This window comes from Micromonospora sp. NPDC050397 (genome assembly GCF_044901685.1).
GTDB lineage: Bacteria > Actinomycetota > Actinomycetes > Mycobacteriales > Micromonosporaceae > Micromonospora_G.
The window spans coordinates 64,218-84,573 of the sequence record NZ_JBJDPS010000013.1; the positions used below are offsets into that span (position 1 = coordinate 64,218).

22 protein-coding genes and 1 CRISPR repeat array (1 of these 23 running past the window's edge) are annotated in these 20,356 nt (G+C 66.3%); of the genes, 8 read left to right on the forward strand and 14 right to left on the reverse strand.

All coding sequences use genetic code 11. The features are described 5' to 3' along the window. Positions 1-4: 4 nt before the first annotated feature. A complete protein-coding gene (locus ACI2K4_RS29280; RefSeq protein WP_404515967.1) occupies positions 5-829 on the reverse strand; it encodes an SAM-dependent methyltransferase in 825 nt (274 codons plus the stop codon). A 63-nt stretch (positions 830-892) separates the two neighbouring features. After that, positions 893-1,852, reverse strand: a complete 960-nt coding sequence (locus ACI2K4_RS29285) for an SAM-dependent methyltransferase (protein ID WP_404515968.1) — start codon at positions 1,850-1,852, stop codon at positions 893-895. Between the two features lie 1,563 nt (positions 1,853-3,415). Here ACI2K4_RS29285 and ACI2K4_RS29290 point away from each other — a divergent pair. The 5 genes from ACI2K4_RS29290 to ACI2K4_RS29310 all read left to right on the forward strand — a co-directional run bounded on the left by ACI2K4_RS29290 (position 3,416) and on the right by ACI2K4_RS29310 (position 6,333). Next, positions 3,416-4,300 carry a helix-turn-helix domain-containing protein gene (locus tag ACI2K4_RS29290; RefSeq protein WP_404515970.1) on the forward strand — a complete coding sequence of 295 codons (885 nt, stop codon included), beginning with the start codon at positions 3,416-3,418 and terminating at the stop codon, positions 4,298-4,300. Further along, on the forward strand, positions 4,300-4,530 hold the full coding sequence (locus tag ACI2K4_RS29295) for a DUF397 domain-containing protein (protein ID WP_404516104.1): 231 nt from the start codon (positions 4,300-4,302) through the stop codon (positions 4,528-4,530). The genes ACI2K4_RS29290 and ACI2K4_RS29295 overlap by 1 nt, the downstream gene beginning before the upstream one ends. A 197-nt stretch (positions 4,531-4,727) precedes the next feature. Then, positions 4,728-4,934: a hypothetical protein gene (locus ACI2K4_RS29300; RefSeq protein ID WP_404515971.1), complete on the forward strand. Its 207-nt coding sequence runs from the start codon at positions 4,728-4,730 to the stop codon at positions 4,932-4,934. Positions 4,935-4,936: 2 nt separating this feature from the next. Continuing rightward, complete coding sequence (locus tag ACI2K4_RS29305; RefSeq protein WP_404515972.1) at positions 4,937-5,482, forward strand: DUF6879 family protein; 546 nt, start codon at positions 4,937-4,939, stop codon at positions 5,480-5,482. Next, positions 5,479-6,333: a helix-turn-helix domain-containing protein gene (locus tag ACI2K4_RS29310; protein ID WP_404515973.1), complete on the forward strand. Its 855-nt coding sequence runs from the start codon at positions 5,479-5,481 to the stop codon at positions 6,331-6,333. Before ACI2K4_RS29305 ends, ACI2K4_RS29310 begins: the two co-directional genes overlap by 4 nt. A 335-nt stretch (positions 6,334-6,668) precedes the next feature. Here ACI2K4_RS29310 and ACI2K4_RS29315 read toward each other — a convergent pair whose 3' ends face one another. From ACI2K4_RS29315 to ACI2K4_RS29370, 12 genes are read right to left on the reverse strand one after another with little or no spacing between them, the layout of a single operon-like run. After that, entirely contained in the window at positions 6,669-9,950 is a 3,282-nt protein-coding gene (locus ACI2K4_RS29315; RefSeq protein WP_404515974.1) for a peptidoglycan-binding protein, read from the reverse strand. Positions 9,951-9,953: 3 nt separating this feature from the next. Beyond that, positions 9,954-10,385, reverse strand: a complete 432-nt coding sequence (locus tag ACI2K4_RS29320) for a pilus assembly protein TadG-related protein (protein WP_404515975.1) — start codon at positions 10,383-10,385, stop codon at positions 9,954-9,956. Beyond that, positions 10,382-10,816 (reverse strand): TadE/TadG family type IV pilus assembly protein, encoded by a 435-nt coding sequence (locus ACI2K4_RS29325; RefSeq protein WP_404515976.1) that lies wholly within the window; start codon positions 10,814-10,816, stop codon positions 10,382-10,384. The genes ACI2K4_RS29320 and ACI2K4_RS29325 overlap by 4 nt, the downstream gene beginning before the upstream one ends. Next, positions 10,813-11,307, reverse strand: coding sequence for a TadE/TadG family type IV pilus assembly protein (locus ACI2K4_RS29330; RefSeq protein WP_404515978.1), 495 nt, complete (start codon positions 11,305-11,307; stop codon positions 10,813-10,815). The genes ACI2K4_RS29325 and ACI2K4_RS29330 overlap by 4 nt, the downstream gene beginning before the upstream one ends. Beyond that, positions 11,256-11,471, reverse strand: coding sequence for a hypothetical protein (locus ACI2K4_RS29335; RefSeq protein ID WP_404515979.1), 216 nt, complete (start codon positions 11,469-11,471; stop codon positions 11,256-11,258). Before ACI2K4_RS29335 ends, ACI2K4_RS29330 begins: the two co-directional genes overlap by 52 nt. A 21-nt stretch (positions 11,472-11,492) precedes the next feature. Next, positions 11,493-12,380, reverse strand: a complete 888-nt coding sequence (locus tag ACI2K4_RS29340) for a type II secretion system F family protein (RefSeq protein ID WP_404515980.1) — start codon at positions 12,378-12,380, stop codon at positions 11,493-11,495. Beyond that, the gene (locus ACI2K4_RS29345; RefSeq protein ID WP_404515981.1) at positions 12,377-13,279 is read right to left on the reverse strand and encodes a type II secretion system F family protein; all 903 of its coding nucleotides are present in this window, start codon (positions 13,277-13,279) and stop codon (positions 12,377-12,379) included. Before ACI2K4_RS29345 ends, ACI2K4_RS29340 begins: the two co-directional genes overlap by 4 nt. Further along, positions 13,276-14,805 (reverse strand): ATPase, T2SS/T4P/T4SS family, encoded by a 1,530-nt coding sequence (locus ACI2K4_RS29350; protein WP_404515982.1) that lies wholly within the window; start codon positions 14,803-14,805, stop codon positions 13,276-13,278. The genes ACI2K4_RS29345 and ACI2K4_RS29350 overlap by 4 nt, the downstream gene beginning before the upstream one ends. Then, positions 14,792-15,592, reverse strand: coding sequence for a ParA family protein (locus tag ACI2K4_RS29355; RefSeq protein WP_404515983.1), 801 nt, complete (start codon positions 15,590-15,592; stop codon positions 14,792-14,794). The genes ACI2K4_RS29350 and ACI2K4_RS29355 overlap by 14 nt, the downstream gene beginning before the upstream one ends. 2 nt (positions 15,593-15,594) lie before the next feature. Beyond that, positions 15,595-16,194, reverse strand: coding sequence for an SAF domain-containing protein (locus ACI2K4_RS29360; RefSeq protein ID WP_404515984.1), 600 nt, complete (start codon positions 16,192-16,194; stop codon positions 15,595-15,597). Between the two features lie 56 nt (positions 16,195-16,250). Further along, positions 16,251-17,174 (reverse strand): hypothetical protein, encoded by a 924-nt coding sequence (locus tag ACI2K4_RS29365; RefSeq protein ID WP_404515985.1) that lies wholly within the window; start codon positions 17,172-17,174, stop codon positions 16,251-16,253. Continuing rightward, entirely contained in the window at positions 17,168-17,722 is a 555-nt protein-coding gene (locus tag ACI2K4_RS29370) for a hypothetical protein (protein WP_404515986.1), read from the reverse strand. Before ACI2K4_RS29370 ends, ACI2K4_RS29365 begins: the two co-directional genes overlap by 7 nt. A gap of 547 nt (positions 17,723-18,269) precedes the next feature. Between ACI2K4_RS29370 and ACI2K4_RS29375 the strand changes: the two genes are divergently transcribed. From ACI2K4_RS29375 to ACI2K4_RS29385, 3 genes are all read left to right on the forward strand, one after another. Next, positions 18,270-18,599, forward strand: coding sequence for a hypothetical protein (locus tag ACI2K4_RS29375; RefSeq protein WP_404515987.1), 330 nt, complete (start codon positions 18,270-18,272; stop codon positions 18,597-18,599). 170 nt (positions 18,600-18,769) lie between these two features. Next, positions 18,770-19,117, forward strand: a complete 348-nt coding sequence (locus ACI2K4_RS29380; protein WP_404515988.1) for a hypothetical protein — start codon at positions 18,770-18,772, stop codon at positions 19,115-19,117. Between the two features lie 18 nt (positions 19,118-19,135). Continuing rightward, on the forward strand, positions 19,136-19,927 hold the full coding sequence (locus ACI2K4_RS29385; RefSeq protein ID WP_404515989.1) for a prepilin peptidase: 792 nt from the start codon (positions 19,136-19,138) through the stop codon (positions 19,925-19,927). A 150-nt stretch (positions 19,928-20,077) separates the two neighbouring features. Next, positions 20,078-20,356: direct repeats of the CRISPR family, unit length 22 nt; unit sequence GGGACCATCCCCGCGTGCGCGG (it continues 5,603 nt past the right edge of the window).

Below are 20,356 nucleotides of genomic sequence, written 5' to 3' on the forward strand. Positions count from 1 at the left end.
TGACTCACCTTTCCTCGACGCGGGCGACCGCCGCGTAAGCCATGGCGGATACCGCATCGGCCTCCGCATGCGGGTAACGGCCAGGCCGCCAATCGACGGTCGAGCACAGCCCTGGATCAACCAGCGTGAGCCCGTCGAGGAACCGGGCCACCTCACCACGCGTACGGGCCCGGAACGTGCCGTGGCCCGCCCCTGCGGTGACCAACGAAGCAAGTCGATCGACCGTGGCCGGCGGCAGGTTGTCGAACGTGGCATGCGACACCGCGACGTAACTGCCTGCCGGCAGCGCTTCGACCAAATAGCGGACCACTCCGTAGGGGTCGTCGCTGTCGGCAAGGTAGTGCAGCACCGCTACGAGGAGCAGGCCAACAGGTTGGTCCAGGTCAAGGGCGGCGGTGAGCGCCGGGTCAGCCAGAATCCACTCCGGCTCGCGCAGGTCCGCCTGCACGTAGGTCACGGTGCCCTGCGCGGTGCTGGTCATCCGACCGCGGGCGTGGGACACCACCATCGGGTCGTTGTCCACGTACACGAACCGGGACGCCGGGGCGACCACCTGGGCCACCTCGTGCGCGTTCGGCGAGTTGGGAAAACCGATTCCGATGTCGAGGAACTGACGAACTCCGGCATCGGCGGCCAGGTACGAGACGACTCGGCGCAGGAAGCGCCGGTTCTCTCCCACCGCGCCGCGGATTTGCGGGAACACTGCGGCGATCTGATCGGCGGACTCGCGGTCGGCGGCGAAGTTGTCCTTGCCACCCAGCCAGTAGTCGTAGCGGCGGGCAGGATGCGGACGAGACCTGTCAATCGGCGCGAAGCCGCTGTCAGTCATGGTCGCGAAACCCGTTGAGCTGGCGATCCGAATCCCGTGGGGCGATGTCATGTTTGACTGGTCCTAGCTGAGGGTTGGCAAGGGGGCGAGGCGTGACGTTGGCGTTGCACCGAAGCGGCCGGGATGGTTGAGCGCGCGTGCCGGCCGCAGCGGCGCGGCCGGGGAGACGCGCGTGAGCGGCGACGGTACGCGGCCAACACCGGCAAGAAAACCGGCGATGAACGGGCTGTTGGCCACCTCCGGCGGTAGGGCGGGGGCGCCGGGGTCCGGACGCCAGCAGGGAACCGGCGTCAGATCGGCTGGCGCGGCCCCGTCGACCATGGGGTGAACAAGAGCGAGGTCACCGAATAGGGCACGAATCTCGTCGCGACCACGCAGGTACAGCGGGGTAGACGTACGCGCGTACAGCTGCTCCACGCTCCTGGTCTGAGCGGTGGCCACAACCGGGCTCGCGTGCGAAACAATGAGGTAGCTGCCGGCAACCATGCGCTGGCGCAACGCATCAACCACGCCGGCCACGTCGCCGGGGACGAAGTGCAGGACCGAGACCAGCAGCATCGCAACAGGCTGGTCAAAGTCGATCAAATAGCGGGTCTGGTCGTGCCCGAGAATCCTGGCGGGGTATCGGATGTCGCCTTGTATGGCATCGGCGGTGGGCACGTTACGAAGTAGCGCGCGGGCATGAGCGACGGCAACGGGCTCGCTGTCGACATAGACCACCGTCGCGGACGGGTCCAGTGCGTGCGCGATCTCGTGCACGTTACCCACGGTCGGGATGCCCGACCCGAGATCAAGGAACTGGCGGATACCGTTGTCGAGCGCGTGGCTGACAGAACGACGCAGGAAGCTGCGGTTGGCCTTCGCCGCGTCCCGGACCTCCGGTGCGGCGTCGATCACCTCATCGGCAGCCGCTCGGTCAACCGCAAAGTTGTGGGCGCCACCGAGAAAGTAGTCATACATCCGGGCAGCGTTGGGCAGTTCCAGGCCGTCGACGGTCGGCAGCCATATCGCCGAGTCATTCATTGACACACGCCCTTCCGTAAGAGGAGGTGCTGGCAGCAGTGACAGGTGTGCCCGTGGTGGTGCTTCGGCCGCACTGGAGGCATCAGGTGGCAGCCTGGAACGCATCGAAGGTTGACCGCACTGTCAGCAGGGCCAAGGGCTCGCGCTGCGGCAACACGTTGGTACCGTGAAGCGCGGAGTAAGCGAGGTTGCGCTGCGCGCATGGCTCCCATTGGTGGCATGCCGCGCAGCGGCCCGATGGGTCCACCACCAAGTGCGCCTCTATCACTCGTAACGCCGCTCGTGGGCCGCCCAGCGCATCTGCGGAAACCACACCACGGGCCGTGGCGGCTGCCGTCGTCACTGTGGACCCCGTCCTCGCCGACCCGCTGATGTCGGCTCTGACAACTCACTCGCTCTGCAGCCGCTGAGGATGACAGCCAAGGTCCGGGTCCCAACCTGGGTCAGTCGGAGAGCCAGAGATCGATGCCGAGAGTTAGTTTCAATCTCCACCAGGCGGTCGCCGAGCAACAGCAGCAGTGTGGTCCGCAGCAGGTTGATTCCGACGTCAGGCAGTTGCTGCGAGAGGTCGGTGACCGTCCAGATCCGATTGGGTTCGGCCAACAGAGCCGCGTAGATGCGTCGTCGCGCTTCCGTACGCAACGCGATCGGTTCTCGCAAGACTTCCTTCATGACGACTTGCCATCGATCTGATGGCGAAGCACCGCGCTAGCCCAACGCGCCTGTGGACACGGCCACCATGCAAATCGGCAGACGAAATCTAGACACCCCAAGCACAGACCTCCGTCGGAGGTCTCCGGGCGGTGAATCATCAGCGTCGCGTGAGCCTCGCTTATCTCTGCCACTTGGACGTCTTTCACCTCAATGATCACGGTCGCAGATCCCTTCCGTGCCCGTCCCTGATGTAAGCATCAATCGCGCAGGTCCACGCCATCGACGCCTCCACACCGGACGCGAGCGCCCGCTGACTCCCATCGATTTCGCCGGAAGAGGTTGCAGCGCGTGGTGCATCTGCGGCCAACGCGCCTGACAACGGGGGCGAAGCTCCACGGGCGCGGGCTGGGTCGAAACGGCCGACCACGACCTCGAGACGGAGTCCACGAGGACCGGGGAGATGTGACAGAAGTACACCACCCGTGGCCACTCGCTCGGTCGAGCAGCCCGGAACATCCAGCGTCGCAGTCACCTGATTCACGCCACCGCCGCGTCTCGGAGCCATGACTTGATCACCTCCCGCTACTCACACCCTGGTCGACAGCCTCGCCTCGCCACATGCACCGGCCCGAGGTGCCCGGATGCCCGGCCAGACGTCGACGCCAGTTGGACCGACGCCTAGGTCACCACCCACAGCCCTTGCAGACGCACCGCCAGCCGCCCACCACCTGCACGAGAATATATTCTCGGCATGAGCCTGACATTCTCCGTCAGGGCTGTCAATCTTCTGATGTAAGTTTGTCGTCCCTAGTAGAGCCAGCTCCAGCTGACGCCGGCCCGCCATCCGTGGCGACCCCGCGCCAGCCGGGAGGCGCGAGAGCGACCGCGTTACCGCAGGCAGCAGCGACCATGGAGGCGTTCATGCCCAAGCCGATTGGCCCGACGATCCCGCGATGGCAACTCGGGGAACAGCTCAGTCGCCTTCGCGACAAGGCCCGCGTGCCTCAAGCTCAGATCGCCGAACGGCTCGGCTGCTCAGTAAGCAAGATCCAGAAGATTGAAGCTGGCGAGGTTGGCATGGTGAGGGTGGAGTTGGAGGCCATGCTCGACACCTACAACGTCGCTGACCAGGAGATGCGCGCCGAGTTGTTCTCGCTTCAGAAGCTTGGCAAGCAGCGTGGATGGTGGTCCAAGTTCGGGGGCGTTCCGACACCCTTCGCGACGTTCCTCGGCATCGAAAGTGCGGCCACCAGGATTCGTGCCTTCGAGCCCATGGTGGTTCACGGCCTGCTCCAGACCGAGGAGTACGCGCGGTCCACCGCCGGAACAGTGGCCCTGCTACCCGACGGAGATCAACGGGAGCGGCAGGTCAGGATACGCATGGAGCGGCAACAGAACGTCCTGACCGAGGAGCCGCCGGAAGTTTGGGCAATCTTCGATGAAGCGGTGCTACGTCGCGAGGTAGGTGGGCCCGAGGTTATGGCGAGGCAGCTTCGACACCTGCTGAACCTACCCACATCGATCACCGTGCAGGTCGTTCCCTTCCGTAGCGGCGGCTACCCGGGCACCCTGGGCGCGATGACGATCTTCGACTTCGACGAGCGGCTGCACACGCCCGTCGTGTACGTAGAAGCGCAGGCCGGCAACCTGTATCTAGAGAAAGAGGAGGACCTGCGCCGGTGTAATCTTGCGTACAACCACATGTCGGCGTCGGCGCTGAGCAAGCAGGAGTCTGCTCGCCTGATCGCGACTGTAGCCGGTCAGCACGAGGAAGCGGCGAGGAGCGAAGGGTGATCCCCGACCTGTCCCGCGCCAGGTGGCGCAAGAGCACCAAGTCGCAGGACAACGGCGGCTGCATCGAAGTCGCGGACCTCCAGCAGGCCATGGCCGTGCGTGACTCGAAGGACCCGGCCGGTCCCGCGCTGATCTTCGGGCGTCAGCAGTGGAGCGGGTTCGTAGCCCGCGCCTCGGCAGAGAAGTTCGTGTGCGCTTCTGACCGCCCCCAAGCATCCCGGCCCCTCTAGACTCCCGACAGCGACGTCGACAGCCTGTACTAGCGGAAGAATAATATTCTTCCGCTGGAATGGTCTTGACGCCCATGAGCCCCAGTATCGGGTACCGAAGCCAGCTTGACGAAGAATATTGCCGAATGTCCCTCGACATGCGAGCATCAAGCTGGCGAGGGCGCCACCGGAGCGCTCACGGCGGAGAGGGGCGACCTGTGCAACTCGAGTTCATCCGGAAGTGGCAGGAGAGCGGTACCGGCAACTGCCCCGCCCTGTACAGGGCGGAGAACGGCAACTACGTCGTCCAGGGCTGGCGGATCGATGAGGCAACCCGCGCCAACTTGCGCGACCTGGGCGAGAATGAGACCGCAGTCGAGGTTCCCGTCGACGTGATTGCTGGCATCTTGGCGCGGGCGAACTGACCATGGGCGAGCAGCTCACCGGCGACGACTTCAACAATCTGTTCCGGTATTTCACCGACACGGCCTTCCGCCTAGAGGTGCAGCCTGTCTACACGGTGGCGGATGAGCAGCAATCGTTGGAGGAATTTCTCGCCGGTGAGCCTCGACCCGTGACGGATTTCCCGTTCTACGCAGCATGGTTGGACAAGATCCATGCCGCCACGACCCAGGGCAAGAGGGTGGAACGGGTACGCGTACTGGAGGAGCCTCCCACGGACTACCAGCGTTGGGAGATGTGGAGCGGACAGTACAACATCGCCGCAGGTGAAGTCATCCGCTACATTCCCCGCAGCCGGGGCACCTCAATCGGGCTTCCAATAAAAGACGATTGGTGGCTGTTCGACTCTCGCCGGCTAGCGATAATGCGATTTAGCGAGCAAGGAGAGCCACTGGGTGGCGAGATTATTTCCGAACCGGAAATCGTTGCTCGGCACCGCCAGTCGTGGGACCTCGCCGTCAAACACAGCACCCTAGCTCTCGCAACAGAAAGAAACATCACCGAGCCGTGAACTCCATCGAAGAATGGCTCAATCGGCCCGGCGGTCTCGCCCGGAGACTCCGCAGCCATCGACGTAGCGCGCGCCTCACTGGTAGCCAGGTGGCACGCGAGCTCGGGTGGACACAATCCAAAGTGTCGAAGATTGAGACCGGAAAGCAGATGCCCACCGAGGATGACATTCTCGGTTGGGCACAAGCCTGCCACATAGGCGCAGACGAGAGCCAAGCACTCACAAATCTCCTAAGCGAAGCTCAAGGGTTACACCAGGAGTGGAGGCAGCAGGTACGCCTGGGGCAAGCGACAATCCAGCGCAATTACAATGAACTGGCCGCAAGGTCCACGACCATCCGGAACGTTGAGATCATCTACATACCCGGCCTGCTACAAACAGCCGAGTACGCGCGTTGCCGAATAGAGGAAGGCGTACGACTTCACGGGGCGGATCCTGATGAGGTTCAGGTCGCGACCGCCCAGAGGATGAGTCGACAGCAGATTCTCTACGACACCTCAAAAACATTTGAGTTCGTGATAACCGAGGCCGCCCTGCGCCTACTGCTGTGTCCCGCACCTGCCATGCTCGCGCAACTCGACAGACTCCTCAGCCTCACTGGACTTCCTCATATCAAGCTCGGCATCATCCCATTCGGGGTACTACTGCCCACCGCACCCCAAAACTCATTCATTTTGTTCGACGATGACCTGGCGATCGTAGAGTCTTTTGTAGGCGAAACTATGCATCATGGCGACGAGGCGATAGCGTTTCGTACAGCGATCGACAACCTCTTGTCAGAGGCGTACTTCGATTCGGACGCTCGCCAACTTATTCTACGAGCAGCAGAGAAGTTGCGGAGCTCTCTTTAAAGCGCTACGGATATCAATCAGGCCGCCTGTAGAGCGCCGCTTCGTTGCCACCAGCCAAGCCTTCACAGCCTGGCTCGCAGATCACTTAATCGCGGCACGGGACACGCGGGCTTCGGAATGCATGAGGGCTTTGCCTATAGTCACGAGCGAGCCGGAGGGCACGATATGAGACACAGAACAGGCTCAACCGAGCACCGACGCCAAGGACGCCACTGCGACTCGTACATCCCACATAATGACGCGGCTCGTCGAGCCAGCTGGGCGCGAACCATCCGAGCCGATTGCATAAGTCCGTGGCGCGGAATGATTAACATGGCCCTTCACATAGACTCGTTTTAACTTACCCTGAGCAGATCACCCACCAACTCATGAATGGCGCCGTACGTGTCCGGCGAGAGATCCTCCGGGACTTCCACCTCGCGGGTACGCACGAGGCCGTCGAGAAGGGCGCGGAGTTCGGCCAAACGGCCGGCGGCGTGGGCGACGCGCATGGCGTCAACCCAGGGGTGGTCGTCAAGGTGAGTGGGGTCTGCGATCCAGGCGCGTTCCACGGCCCAGCGTGCCCCTCCGGTGTCTCCTGCTTCGAGATACAGGTCGACGAGTTGGTGCGCGGTGTCGACTATGGCGGAGGCGAGGTTGTGCGGTTGGACGTCGCTCCCCGGTAGCCATGTGTATGGGTTGCGGTAGCCCGATGAGTAGGGCAGTTCCGCACCGGCAAGAGGCTCGCCGCGCACGAGTTCGAGCGCGCGGCGGAGGTCGGCCGTGCCTGCTGCTCCCCTGGCTTCGCCCCGGGCTCGGAGACGGCGGAACAGTTGCCAGTCGATGAGTACGCCGGGAGTGAGCCGGTAGAGCCGGTCGGCCCCTGCGTTGGGTGGAAGCCACTGGGTTCCCTCGTCGGTTTCACCGAGCCAGCGGCGTACCTTGCTAATGGCGACGCGGCGGCTACGGGCGTTGACACCGCGTTCAGGCCACAGCGCCTCGTCGATCTGTTCGCCGGTAGCCCCGGCGCGGCCACGCTGCGCAAGGTAAACCACCAGTTCCGAGTAAAAACGGATCCGTTCGTCGGGCGTCTCTCCGGGGGCGTCGACTTCGACCGGGCCGAGGATCGCGATCCGCGGTCGGTAGGGGTCGGGTCGGTCCCAGGCGTCAAGGTCCTCATTGAGGGTGGGGTCGTGCGGTTCGCGGTGGCGAACTGGGGGTACGGATGCGGTCCTGGCGACCGCCCCGTTAGTGATCGGGGTAAGAGCTGCAATGTCCACGGGCTGCGCCACGTTGGGGCCGGCTTGTGCGGGCGCCGGGGTGCTGCGGTCGGGTTCGGGCACGGCCGCTCGCCTCTCTTGTGCGTGTTCATATGCAGCCGGATGCGCGCGCACGGCGGCCGGGTCATCGTGTGCGCGGTGGTGCTCGTTGTCGTCCGGGCTTCCGTCCTGAAATCGGAGCGGGATGTCGTCGACGTCCAGCAAGTGGCCATGCGCGTCGGTGCCCTCGGCCCAGGGGTCCGGTTCGGTTGCGGCGGGCACTGGCTCGTCTCCGGGCTGATTCTCGTTGGGCGCGGCGGCTCGGGCGGCTCGCATGACGGGTGCGAGGCGCGTGAGCTGGTCGCGGGGAAGCCGGGTGGCGGCGGTGTTGGTGATGCTGAGCCAGTCGATGGCGAGGCTGCCATCGGTGCTGATGTCGACCTGCCAGGTCGTCATGGTTGAGGTGACAACTGCGGCCGCAACGCCGCATCGGCCAGCCAGGCGGAGTTCGGCTGCGAGCGCTGTCAAGTGTTCTTCGACGTCGGTTCCGTCGGCGATCAGGAGCACATGCGGCATCCACGCGTCGGCGACGATGTCGCCCACGCGCCCGGCGAAGGTGGAGGTGATACCGGTGTCGTTCATGGCTTTGGCGTTGGCTGCGGCGCGGCGTCGGGCTCGCTCGATGGCGCTGGCTGTTGAGGTTGCCGCAGTGATGCGGTTTCCGCCGATGGCGATCAGGTTGTCGGCGTCGGTGGGGTCGAAACCGGCCAGTACCACTTCCGCGTCGTCGCTCCACTGGTTGGTCGCCAGTTCGGCCGCGATGTACCGGATGAGATCTGCCGTGCGCTCGGTGTCGCCGCTGATGGCGAGCAGACCCGTGCGTTCGAGGTCGATCAGAAGGTGATCGCCGCCGGGCCGGGACGCCACGGTGACGAGGACCGGCAGAGGCGCCAGGGTCTCATCGACATTGGGAAGGGTCGCCGCGGCCGGCAGCATCCAGCCCATCGCGGTGCCGTCGGCCTCGAAGGGTGGAGGCGCCGAGGCGTTGGCCCGGGCCAGCATGAGGTGGACCTCTCCCCCGGACAGCCACGCGGCGGCGAGGTCGGGCAGGTCGACAGTGTTGTAGTCGCGCAGGCCAGCGGCCAGTGCCCGTAGAGCATGGTCGAGCCGGTTGACGTCGACGGGTTGGGCGGCAACACGAACCCGCCGCTCGACGGCGGGACTGGGCGTGGGAATTCGGCGACCGGGGCGGCGGTGTTGACGCTGTCGACGTCGGCGTCGCGTGAGGCGGAACAGGAGTAGCGCAGCGAGGAGTCCCGCGGTGGCCAGGGCTGCGGTGATGGGGAGCGCGGTGTCTAGGTCAGCGTCGTCCGCGTTGGAGTCTGGTTCGTTCTTTTCGGCAGCGGAGGTCGGCGCAGGTGGTGCTGTCTCGTGGGGCGTCGCCGATGGCGAGGCGGGTGCTTCGAGTGTCGTCGTGGCGCTGGCTGTCGCCGAGGGAGTCGGTGTTGCTGCTGCTGGTGGCGGGGTTGGCGGCGTGACCTCGTCGGGCGCGTTGTCCGAAGGTGTCGCGCCAGGGGCATTCTCGGTGGTTGATGGTTGCGGGGGCGTGCGTAGTTTGCCGGTGGCGTGGTGGCGAGTTCCTCGGTCGTCGGCGTCGGCGGGAAGTCGGAGTTGCTGCCCCGAGACGATGTGGTTGGGGAATCGTGGGTCTGCCCTCTCCAGTTCGGGGTTGAGTTTGGCGATGTCGAGGTAGCGTTCGCCGTCGTCAAAGAATCGTTCGGCGATGTGGTAGAGCCAGTCGCCGCGCGCGACCTCGTAGACCGGGGCGTTTCCCTTCGCGTTCCTTTCGCTGTTGAGGCCAGATGGAGCTGCGGTGTTGAGGGACGCGAGATGGAGGATGGTCGGTGCCTGTGTGGACGCGGCATACGAGGCGGCGGCGATTGGCGGCGCGGACGGCATGGTGACCGCGTTTGCGCTGGCTACGGCCGGTGCTGCGCCGATGGACAGAGCGGCGGCGACAAGCGCTGCGGCGCGGCGTTGCTGCCACGCGAGGCCGAGAATTCGAGGAGGTCGCCAGCGAAAGACGTGGCAGATGATTTCCAGGAGGAGAGGAAGGGCGAATGATGCCCAGCCGATCCATCCGGCCCAGGTGATCGCGGCGAGGAAGGCGCTGCCGTCGTCCCGGGTGGTGAGCAGCTCGCCGAGGTGGGACCAGGTGGGCAACTGGTCGGGCAGCGGGTTACCGGCTAGGGCGTAGAGCGCGTACGGGATACCGCCGAAGGTGGCCAGGATGCTCAGCTGAGCGGCGAGGCGGGCCGCGGTACCGGCGGCACGCGACGGGCGGGTGGGCGGTGTGTTTCTGCGAGCCGGGTTGGCCATGGATCATCCCACCAGCAGTGTTGCAGTGACGGTTGCATTTGCGGGGATTGTCGTGACGCCGGGCAGGACATCGACGAGGAGTGGGTCGTACTGCACGGTGACCGTGACGGTGAGCTGCTGTTCGTCGTCGTTGATGGTTGCCTGCCAGTCGGTGATGCCCGCGGTTCTGAGGTAGTCGGCGACGGCGGCGATGGCTTTGGTCGTGTCGACGGTCTTCGTCTCGCCGTTGATCGCTTCGGGTAGTCGGATCGCCTGTCCGCCTGCTCTGGCGGCCTCTGCGGCGATGTTGTTCGCCCGTTGGGTGGTGCGGATGTATCCGGCGCCGTCTCCGGCTAGGCCGATCATGGCGATCAGGCCGGGCAGGACGATGGCGTAGAACAGCCCGATACGGCCGGCGTCGTGGCCGGTCGACTGTGTGGTTGGACGGCGGGTCATCCTGTTCTGCTCCGAAACAGGTCGAGCGGTGAGCTGTAGGCTGCCGTGATCCACCGCGAGGTCGGCATACCGGGCATCGCGCCTGCGGACAGGTCGACGCGGCATTCGACGGTGACGGTGACGCTGGCCGGCTCGCCGACAACGCGGGTGAACTGAGTCGTGTCCACGCGGACGAGCAGGTTGAGGCAGTGAATGTCCTGCGCGTCGAGGGTCGTTTGAATCGAGGACTCCGCGCGGGTCTGGGCGGTGCCCGATTCGCGGGCGAGCGATGCGGACCGGGCCGCGGAGTAGGTCGCGGCGTCGAGCGCGGCGTTTGCCAGGGAGATTCGCCCGACGAGCATGGCGAAGCTGGCGACCAGCAGGAGGCTGGGCGCCAGGATGGCTAGCTCGATGGTGACCGAGCCGCGTTGTCTCCCTGGTTGCCGTCTCACGAATCGGTCTCCGTGGTGAATTGTTCGATTGGGCTGTAGGCGGTCTGGCTGACCTGGAATCGCCTGCCCAGCCAGCCGAGGGTGGTGCCGGTGACGGTGACTCGGACCGCCGTGGGCTCGGCCCCTCCTTCGGCTACCGGGGTGACCGTTATCTCCCACTCGTTGAGCACGTCGCCCATCCGGGTCAGGTATGCGCCGGCCTGCGCCTGTCCCGCCCCGTCCGGGGCACGATAGGCAGACTCGGCAGCGGCCCCTTGCTGTGCTGCCGATAAGGCGACCATCCGTCCGTGAAAGATCATCGCGGTCTGCACACCGAGAAGGATCAAGATGACGAAGGTCGGGAACAGGATCGCCATCTCGATGTTGCTCGATCCCCGGTCGTCGGTCAGGCTCCTGAGCCAGCGTGGCCGCCGGCCCAGGAGCCCGCCTGGACTATTCGTCACGGTGCGGGCACAGCTGGGGCTGCGGCGTCCGGCCAGAGCCCGATCCATCCGTACACGTAGTCGGACGCGGCAGTGAGCAGGGCGAGTGCGATGACCGCCGTGATCGCGTAGATGATCGCGGTCGGCACGACTTCGCCGCGGTCGTCGCGGCGCAGTGCGGCGAGCAGCCGTAGGGCGTAGATGGTCCAAGCGGATGGGCTGGTGGTTTCCATGGCGACCTCCTGTTTTCGTGGTCAGTTGACGGCTGGTGCGGCGAGTAGCCGTGCCGCGAAGGGGTAGAGGGCCAGGAGCATGAGCACGACCAGCAGCAGCGCTCCGGGGATCTCCAGTTGCGAGGTGCGCAGCTCGGCGCGGGCCAACTCGTCGGTGCGGATCTGGGCGCGTAGGGAGGTGGCTCGGGCCCGCAGCGTCCGGTAGACCTGGGCACCGGTGACGCCTGCGGCCTGCATAATGTCGCCGAGGTCGCCCAGCTCCGGTACGCCAAGGTCGGTCCCGAGTTGCTTGAGCCCGTCCCATGGCGCCGACACGGACAGTTCGGCGTGCAGCAGGGTCTGTCGGATCCTGCTGAAAACCCAGCCGTTGCCCTTGCTGGCTGCCCGAATGAGCGATTCCTCGGTGCCGCGTCCCGCTGCTCGCTGCAACGCGACCAGGTCGAGGTACGTGCAGACCGCGCGGCGGCACTCACGGCGGGCGATGACGGCCTTCTGACCGACGTCCCGGTAGACGATGAGGACGAGCAGCGCGGCGAAGCCAATCGCGGCGCCGACCGGGACGCCGGTGCCGAAGCTGCGGCCCGTCAGCGCCAGCATGCCGAGCAGGATCGACGGGACGGCGAGCCCGAGCAGGCCGGCGACGATGAGGCTGGTGACGAATTCCTCGGGAGTTCGGCCCAGCAGCCGTAGATCGGTGGCCGGAATGATGCGCTGCATCTGGTTGGCCAGACGGTTGATGGCCTTGGACCGCGCGGACTGGGGTGCCGCCGCGCCGGTCGGGGGTTGCAGGCGAGCCAGCGCCGGGCCAAGTGCCGGGCTGGCGGGGCGTAGCTCGTGGACGGCGAGGAACACCGCGAGACCGAATCCCGCCCCGAGTACGGCGGTGATGCTGATCCAGGTGGGTGTCATGACGCATTCCGCCCGGCGGTGCTCGGGGCTGCGGACAGGAACCTCTGTTCTGCCGGTGGGAGGCTCAACGTCCGGGCCCACCAGAGGCAGCCGATGAAGGCGCACGCCAGGACGGCGAGTACGACCTGACCGCGGGCGTCGCCGTACGGTGCGGTGTACTGGCCGCTGGCTAGGCCGAAGCCGACCAGCAGGACCGACCCGATGGTGAGGAACCGGATCTGGAATCGTGCCCGGGATCGCTTCGAGGCCGTTTCGCGGCGCATCGCGACCTCGTCAGCTGCCGCTTCCGCGATGCCGGTCAGCGCGTCGGTCAGCTTTGCGCCCCGGTCTGTGAGGTGCAGCGCGAGCGCCACGACGACCTGGTCACTGACCGGATCCTGGAGAGCTTCCGCGAAGTCGTAGAGCGCCGTTTCGGTGTCCCATCGGGCTTGTATCCGGGCGGCGAGCAGTTGGACCTCCGGGGCGATGGCCGCCGGGGCGGTCTGCGCGGTCTCGGCAATAGCTTCCTGGAGTCCGACGCCGGAGTCCTCGACGTCGCGCAGGCGGCGGGTCCATGCCTCCACCGCCTCGACGCGGGTGATGGAGCGTTGTTCCTCCTTGCCCGCGGACATTAGCCAGGGCACGCCCGGGACGGCGAGGGCAACGAGCGGGGCTGCCACGGGTACCCCGCTGATGATCCAGGCGAGGATTCCGGCCGTGAGCGCGCCGATCAGCCAGGCTTGGTGGCGGCGTTGGGCTTGTCTTGTTGTGCTGGCTCCGTACCAGATCCAGCGGACTCGCGTCGTCCACGGGGATGGTGGCCGGTCGGGCTCGGTGGTGCCGGCGAGCGCCGTGATTCCCAGCACGAGGCTGCCGACGAGACCGGCGCCGAGCAAGGCGGCGATGAGGATCGGGTTCACCCCCGCACCCCCAGCCGGGGTAGCGGCCGGGGCCATGCGCCTCGGCCGCGGTGCGCGGTCAGGACGGTCGGGTCGTAGCCGGCGAGGAGGAAGTGCTGCTTGAGCCGGTCCGGCTGGTGCATCGGGACGGCCCGGCCGTCCGGTCCCGGTCCGAAGATCTGGGTGGTGCGGGGCCGTCCGTCCTCCACCAGGCCGCCGACCTCGATCACGTGGGATACGAACCGGTGCTTGCGGCCTCCGATCGCGCTCTCGTCGATGAGGTTGACGTAGACCACCAGGTCAAGGGCGTTAGCGACCTGGAGATACGCGCGCCGATCGGACCGCTCGTCGCGGTGGCTGAGCGCCAGTTCGACAACGCGGTCGAAGACGAGGCCGGGTTCGCGGGCGTGGATCGTGCACAGCGACCCGTTGGTCGTGCCCATCGCCTGGAGCATGGCGACGATTTCCCGGGACCGGACCTCGCCGACGATGATGCGCCTCGCGTTGAGCTGCAAGCCGATCGGAATCAGATCGTCGAGCGTGATCTCTCCGATGGGTCGACCGTCCGGGCCGCGCTCACCGTGGCCTTCCCTGGTTTCCATGGAGACTGCCCACGGGTGGCGGCCGGTTTTGTGCAGACCCAGTTCCCGGGCCTCCTCCATGACGATCATCCACTCGTCAGGTGGGGTCTCGCTCGCCAATGCCCGCAGGAGGGAGGTCTTTCCGCTGCCTGGAACACCGGCGACCATGATGTTGAGCCCAGCCCTCATCGCGGTGCGGAGGAAGTCCCGCAGGACTGGATCGATCATGGCGCTTTTGTTCGGGTCCGCCTGGTCGAGGGTGACGAGTTCGTCGAGGGTGACCTTGAGGATCTGGTGGTTACGAATGACCGCGACGGGCCGCTGCGTCACCAGGTATGTCGCCGCGAGACGCTGCCCGCCGGGCATCTCCATGCTCAGCGTGGGCTTGTCCTTGGTCAGCGCCCGTTCGGTGCCGCCGGCACGACGCGCGAGCGCCTGAAGGAGCAGCACGAATTCCTCGTCGCTGTCCGCGACCGGTGCCTCGAAGTCGATGCGCCCGTCCGGACGCTCCACCCGGACACCGTCACATCCGAGGATGGTGATGGTGTCGAAAGGCTCGCGCAGCAGCCGATCAAGCCGGCCGAGGCCGAGCAGCGCCGCGAGCACCCCGTCAAGCAGTCGCCGCTCGTAGCCGCCGCTGAGCGGAGTACCGCTCATCCTTTGCTGGTCGACGTACTCGCCGACGCGTCGCGTCGCGATCCTTCGCCCCTCGGCCTCTCGGTCGGATGGGCTGATGTACTCACGCCCGGCCAGCAAGCGCGACAGTTCGTCGCTCACGGCGTTCTGAAGCGACCGGATAACCGCGTAGTCGGGTTCGTCCGCCGTCGGAGCGAATACCGGCGGCGACGCGACGAGCGCGGCAACGGTGCCATTGCCGTGGCCGTTCTGCGACGCGCTGGCGGCGCCCTGCGTCGCGGGTATCCCGTCGACCGGGTCGCGCCACCGGGGGTGCTCAAACGTCGACATGAACGGCCTCTCGAATGCCAGGACCGCGGAGGCGGTCGCGTCGGCCGGTGATGGATCGGATGACCTTGTCCTCGGCTGCCGCCGCTGCGCGCAACAACGGACGCTTGGTGCGGACGGTGCCGCCGTGCGCGAGCACATGAGCGGATCGGTCGTCGTCGGGCAGGTGCGCGATCACCGGCACGTTGAGGTGCCGGGACACGGCGCGGTCGTCGTAGTCGCCGTCGCCGACCACCAGCAGCCCGATCCGGCCGTCGCTGCCGGGCCCGGCGCCCGAGAGCAGCGTCTGGATAACGGCGCGGGCCGGCAACAGCGAGGACAACGTCGGCTTCACCAACAACAGGACGAGGTCCGCGCGGCTCAGCAGCGGCCACGGAGCGTGCGGAGCGACGAGTCGGCCGCAATCGGCGATGACATCGAAACCTGGGTCGCCGTGTTCGAGCGAGGCGAAAAAGCCCGCGAGGCTGTGCCAGTTGGGATCGAGACTGGCCGCCTGCGCGGAGGTGGCGATACCAGGCAGCAGCAGCCGCCGCGCCCCCGGCGGGTCCAGATCGACCAGCTGGGACCAGAACCGCTCGCCGGACTGCCCCCGCAACTCAGCCACGACGAGCTGCATCAGACCATGCCCACCGTCCAGATCCAGGTGCCGCAAATAGCCGGCCGCGATATCACCACCAGCCGGGTCGCACTCTGCGAGCACCACCGGGCGCGACCACGTCAGCGCGAAGGCCAGACCAGCGGTGGTCACCCCGGGCGATCCCTTGGCACTGGCGAGGCAGATGACCGCCATCGTCAGCTCCCCGCCGTCAGAGTCAGCACCAACCGACCCTGCGCGGCCAGCCGAGCGACAACCGGTCCGTCGCTCTCCCGAACCGCGACCGACACGGTCGCCGTGGCATCGCGCGCCCCCGCGATGACATGCACAACCGTCGCCCGGATCGTGGGCGCCGCAGCAGCCGGCTTGTCCTGGGCCGCTTCCTCGGTCGACACGAGCAGCACGTTCGCCCCCGGCCTCAACGGCGTGGACGGCATCTGCCCGGCCTTGAGAGACAGACCGACCACCTGGTCGCCGGGTGCGGGAAACGGCTTGTCGACCAGGGCGCCCGCGTTAACTAGGGTGCCGGGCAGCAGCGCAACCGAGGTGTACTTGCCGACCACTGATTGGACCCGGTTGCTGGATACCGGGGCGATTCCCGGATCCGGGTTGAGGTGCACGGTGACCAGGTCTGCCGCGGTAATCTGGGCGCCCACCGGCACGTCCCTGGCGACCGCCAGGTATGGCTGAGTGCGGCTGACGTACCCGAACAGCGCGACCGCGCCGAGGGCGCACACCGCCATGAGGGCTACCGCCATGCCGAGACGGCCGCGGCGCACGCTGCGCTCGCGGACCACCCTCCGCTGCGGAACAGCGGTCCTAGAGAGACTCGAAACCTCGTCCGTCGTGGACGTCACCTGGTCACCACCTGAAGCTCGTCGATGCGAATGGATGCTGTGGACTCGCGAGTCACCGTCTCGGCTCCGGTCGCCCCGCCCCCGACGACCCACCAGTCGATGTGCCACGTCGTTGTGGCGGTAACCGTGTACCGGCCACCCGGCTTTGCGCGGCTGGGCTGCGAGTAACCGTCGTAACCGCACGTCGGGGACGCCGAGGCGCCGTACTTCGCCTTGTCATACGGAGTACCCGGGTTGTCACAGACGATGGACCGGCCGGCGTCCCCCATCTCCCACGTGATCTTCGTGGCAATCCCGCGGGCCGTAACGGACAGGCCAGGAACGGACGCCGTTGCGGTAATCGGCCCCCAGGTCTGCGGCGTCACGGCGGTCCACATCCATACCGGTAGACCCACCAGCCCGGTGCCGGCCTGGTTCGGGCTGATACCGATCTGGGCGCCGCGCATCGGCAGTTCCTTGACAGCCCGAGCCGCTAGTTGCGCCGGGCTCAGGCTCCCTGGCGTTCCCGGCGGCGGATCCTCCCGCCACACCAGCTCGCCGACGAGATCACCAAAGCACCTTTGCCGGTACACCGTGCCGTCACCGGGCTCATGTCCCTTCCATGCAGGATCTCCCGCTGCGGGCTGGGGAGATTCAACGGTGTAGTAACAACCATCCGCCGGATTGAGGTATCCCCAACCCGCCTGCCAACACGGCACGACGACGCCGTTGGAGGTGCACTCCTGCGTGCCGCCACCTTCTCCTCCACCGCCCGGGGTATCGCCGCCTCCATCACCGGGCTTCTCGACCACCAGGTAGCAGTCCCCCACCGGCGGGCACACCCACACGTCCTCCGCCCGAGCGGGAGCTACGGCCAGGCCGAGGAGAGCGATGACGGTGGCAGCGATCGGCGCGACACGCTGTAGGGTCCGAGTCAGCATGTCGAACTCCGCTGAGCGGTCGATTCGTGCACGTACCACTTGTCGTTGACACGCTTCGCCCTCAAGACCACCGGGTACTTCTTCGCCTGCGCGGTCGGCTGAGTCTTTCCTCCGACCGCGTTCCAGTTCGTCGAGTCGAAGCAGTCCTGGATCACCGCCTCGTTCGCGTCGAGACGAAGCTCTGTGACCGTCGGGCTCCAGGTCGGGCGGCCCTCGTTGTGCACCCCGCTGCGCGACATGTTGTAGAGGTTGTTGAGCAACTGGCCGAGCAGTGGTTCGCCCACGTAAGTGGCCAACTCGTTGGTCCGGTAGTCGGCCTGGGCTGATGCCTTGATGTATGTCTCCAGGTAACCGTTGTAGGCGGCGAGAACCTCATTGCGGGCCCGCTCCTCAGCGGCATCAGGGGTGGGCGACGCCGTCGCCGCAGCAGCGGATGTCGGTCCGGCGTCCGGCTCGGCTGCGGGATCCGCCGTGCATCCGACGAGTACGCACAGCGCTACTCCCAACGTGAGGACGAACGAATTGCGCACCTTGGTCCGGGTCGTCATCTGGATGTCTCCCTGTCGTCGTGGCCGGACTGGGGACCGGCCAACTAGTGGGGTGATGTCCCCGCTTCAGCTTTGTCGGTGGGACCAGACGACGGCAGTTCGACCGCCGGTCGCCCATCGGCGTACAGCGTGGAACCGGGCATCAAACGACTGGGCATCCCTGCTACCTCCCCTGCGGTAGGACGCACCCATTGGTCTTAGCGCATACGAACTGACCGCCGCTACGCACCGTCATGTACGCCTCCGCTGTGCGTTCTTTCGCGTACGCACACGCCGGTGCGCACCCGAGTGAGCGCCCATCCAGTCCAGGACCATGTGTCGTCGGTCGACTGCCAGCACCTCCGATGCCGGACGACGCACCGGCACTGAAAGGCCACGCACAAAGGTCCCTAACTCTCGGTGTACGTCGTGCGCACTAATGCAGGGGAACGCAAAGAGATGACACTCCCCCTTGTACGGTCCCCGCGTCACCGTCACACTGTGGCCATCTAGCTTCGACCGCAGATCACAGCGCAGACATCCATCACTCACGGGGAGTTGGTTGGGGATGCCCGAAGACCGCAGCGAATTACAGTCCGTGATTGACTTCTTCGCTACCCCCCTGATCGTTGACGTCCTTCTTGCCGTCAGGGACGGCCGCTTCCCGCAACACTGCCCCGAGCTACGCACGTACGGCGATGCCATCAACACGGCATTTGCGGCACTGGCAGCTGCCGGCACAGTCACCGGGCCGAGCAACCTGGATTTCGATGGCAAGCCAACGATCACCTTGACCAGCAAGGGCAGGGAGGTATGCGAGTTGGTTGAGCGCGTCGTGGACTTCAGAGGCAACGCGAACTCGGCCTTCCAGGACGTCGACCAGGTGGCCATCAGCTGATCAGATAGTCAGCCTTTTTGCCCTGAATTGCCTGAACTCAACGCAAACTCTTCATCTATACCCTTGACAGCAAGGTCACTACCGCCTGCACACTGTTCCCTCACTGTCGGGTAGCTGACACCCGATAACGTGCGAAGCAACGCGGTACGGCGATGCGCTACGGGGGACGGGTGGATTTCGGGGACCTGCTAGAAATTCGGGACATTCTGCAGTATCAGCACGTGATTGGAGCGGTGGTTTGCCTCGGCGAACGACCGATGCGGTACGGAGAACTTGGCAGCGCGATCACCGAGTGGACGGGCAACCGCATCGGCGATGGCGAGATCACCCGCACCGTCCACCGCCTGGTCGAGAACGGGCTCGCAAAAGAGACGTTCGCGAACGGACATCGGCTTCTGACACTCACGCTGGCTGGACAGCGCAGGTTGGAGACGATCCGGGCGTTGGGGCATGCCTTGCACCGCAGCGAATCCCACGCCACTTGGGCTGAAGAGCAGCCGGATGCTGCGGCTTCCTGACGCCGTGAAACGTGATCGTTGGCGACGATCGGCACCAGGATGAACCTCTGGGTTGCCGGACTCGCAGCCGGGCTCGGGATAGCCGCCGGACCGCTCCTGAGGGTGCAAGCGTTCCGCTATTCGGTAGCGAGCGGCCCCGCCCGGGAGATCGAGTGTCCCAGCTGTAACGGCCGGATCGCCGGAGTTGGAGTCTCGTGGCGCACCCTCGCCGGGCTTTGGTCCGGTCGATGCCGCTGGTGCAAGCTGGTGGCGGGGCCTCCGCGGGCATCTGTAGAGGTGGCAGCAGCGTTGTCGCTAGGCATCATCGCGACTGTGGTCGATGAGGCACTCCCACTGCTCGCGTACTGCTGGGTGGCGCTGGTCGGCCTAATCCTCGCGATTGTCGACCTTGCGGTCCACCGTCTGCCGGACCGGCTCACCGCGCTACTCGCGGCCGGCGTCCTCGCCGCTCTGGGGGCGCAGTGCCTCTCTACCGGCGAAGCCCACCGGCTACTCGAAGCACTGGCCGCCTGCGCCGGAGCGGCGATGTTCTACTTCTTGATGTCTGCGCTGACCGGGGGCGGGATTGGCCTCGGCGACGCCAAGTTGGCCTTCGGGCTCGGTATCACCGTGGGCTGGGCGGGATGGCCCGCGGTCGCGGTCGCGACCTTCCTCGGCTTGGTGCTCACTGGACTCGGGGCCCTCGTACTGCTGCTACTGAGACGAGCCGGGCGCAAAGATGCCATCCCGCACGGACCGTTCATGGTGCTCGCGGCGCTAGCCACGATTGTGGTGGCCGCACTCACCGGGGTCCCGTCGGGAGGCGGGTGAAGCGGCCGGAGAGCGTTGCCCGCTCCCTGGCACTTCGTGCTGATGTCGTTCCGGACTGTGATCCATTACCGAATGTTTGAGAGAGCATCGCACGACGTGTCCGTCCGGTGAGTGAGCACCTGACCGAACTGAGTCAGCGCGTGGAGACCAGGGACCATCCCCGCGTGCGCGGGGAGCACCTGGCGTGGCCCACGGACGCCGCCCGGACCTGGGGACCATCCCCGCGTGCGCGGGGAGCACCGAAGCGGTCCTGGAGCCGCAGGCCATTCTGCGGGACCATCCCCGCGTGCGCGGAGAGCACAGGTTGAGCCCCCGCCGGGATCTCCTCGATCGGGGGACCATCCCCGCGTGCGCGGAGAGCACAGGTTGAGCCCCCGCCGGGATCTCCTCGATCGGGGGACCATCTCCGCGTGCGCGGGGAGCACTCGC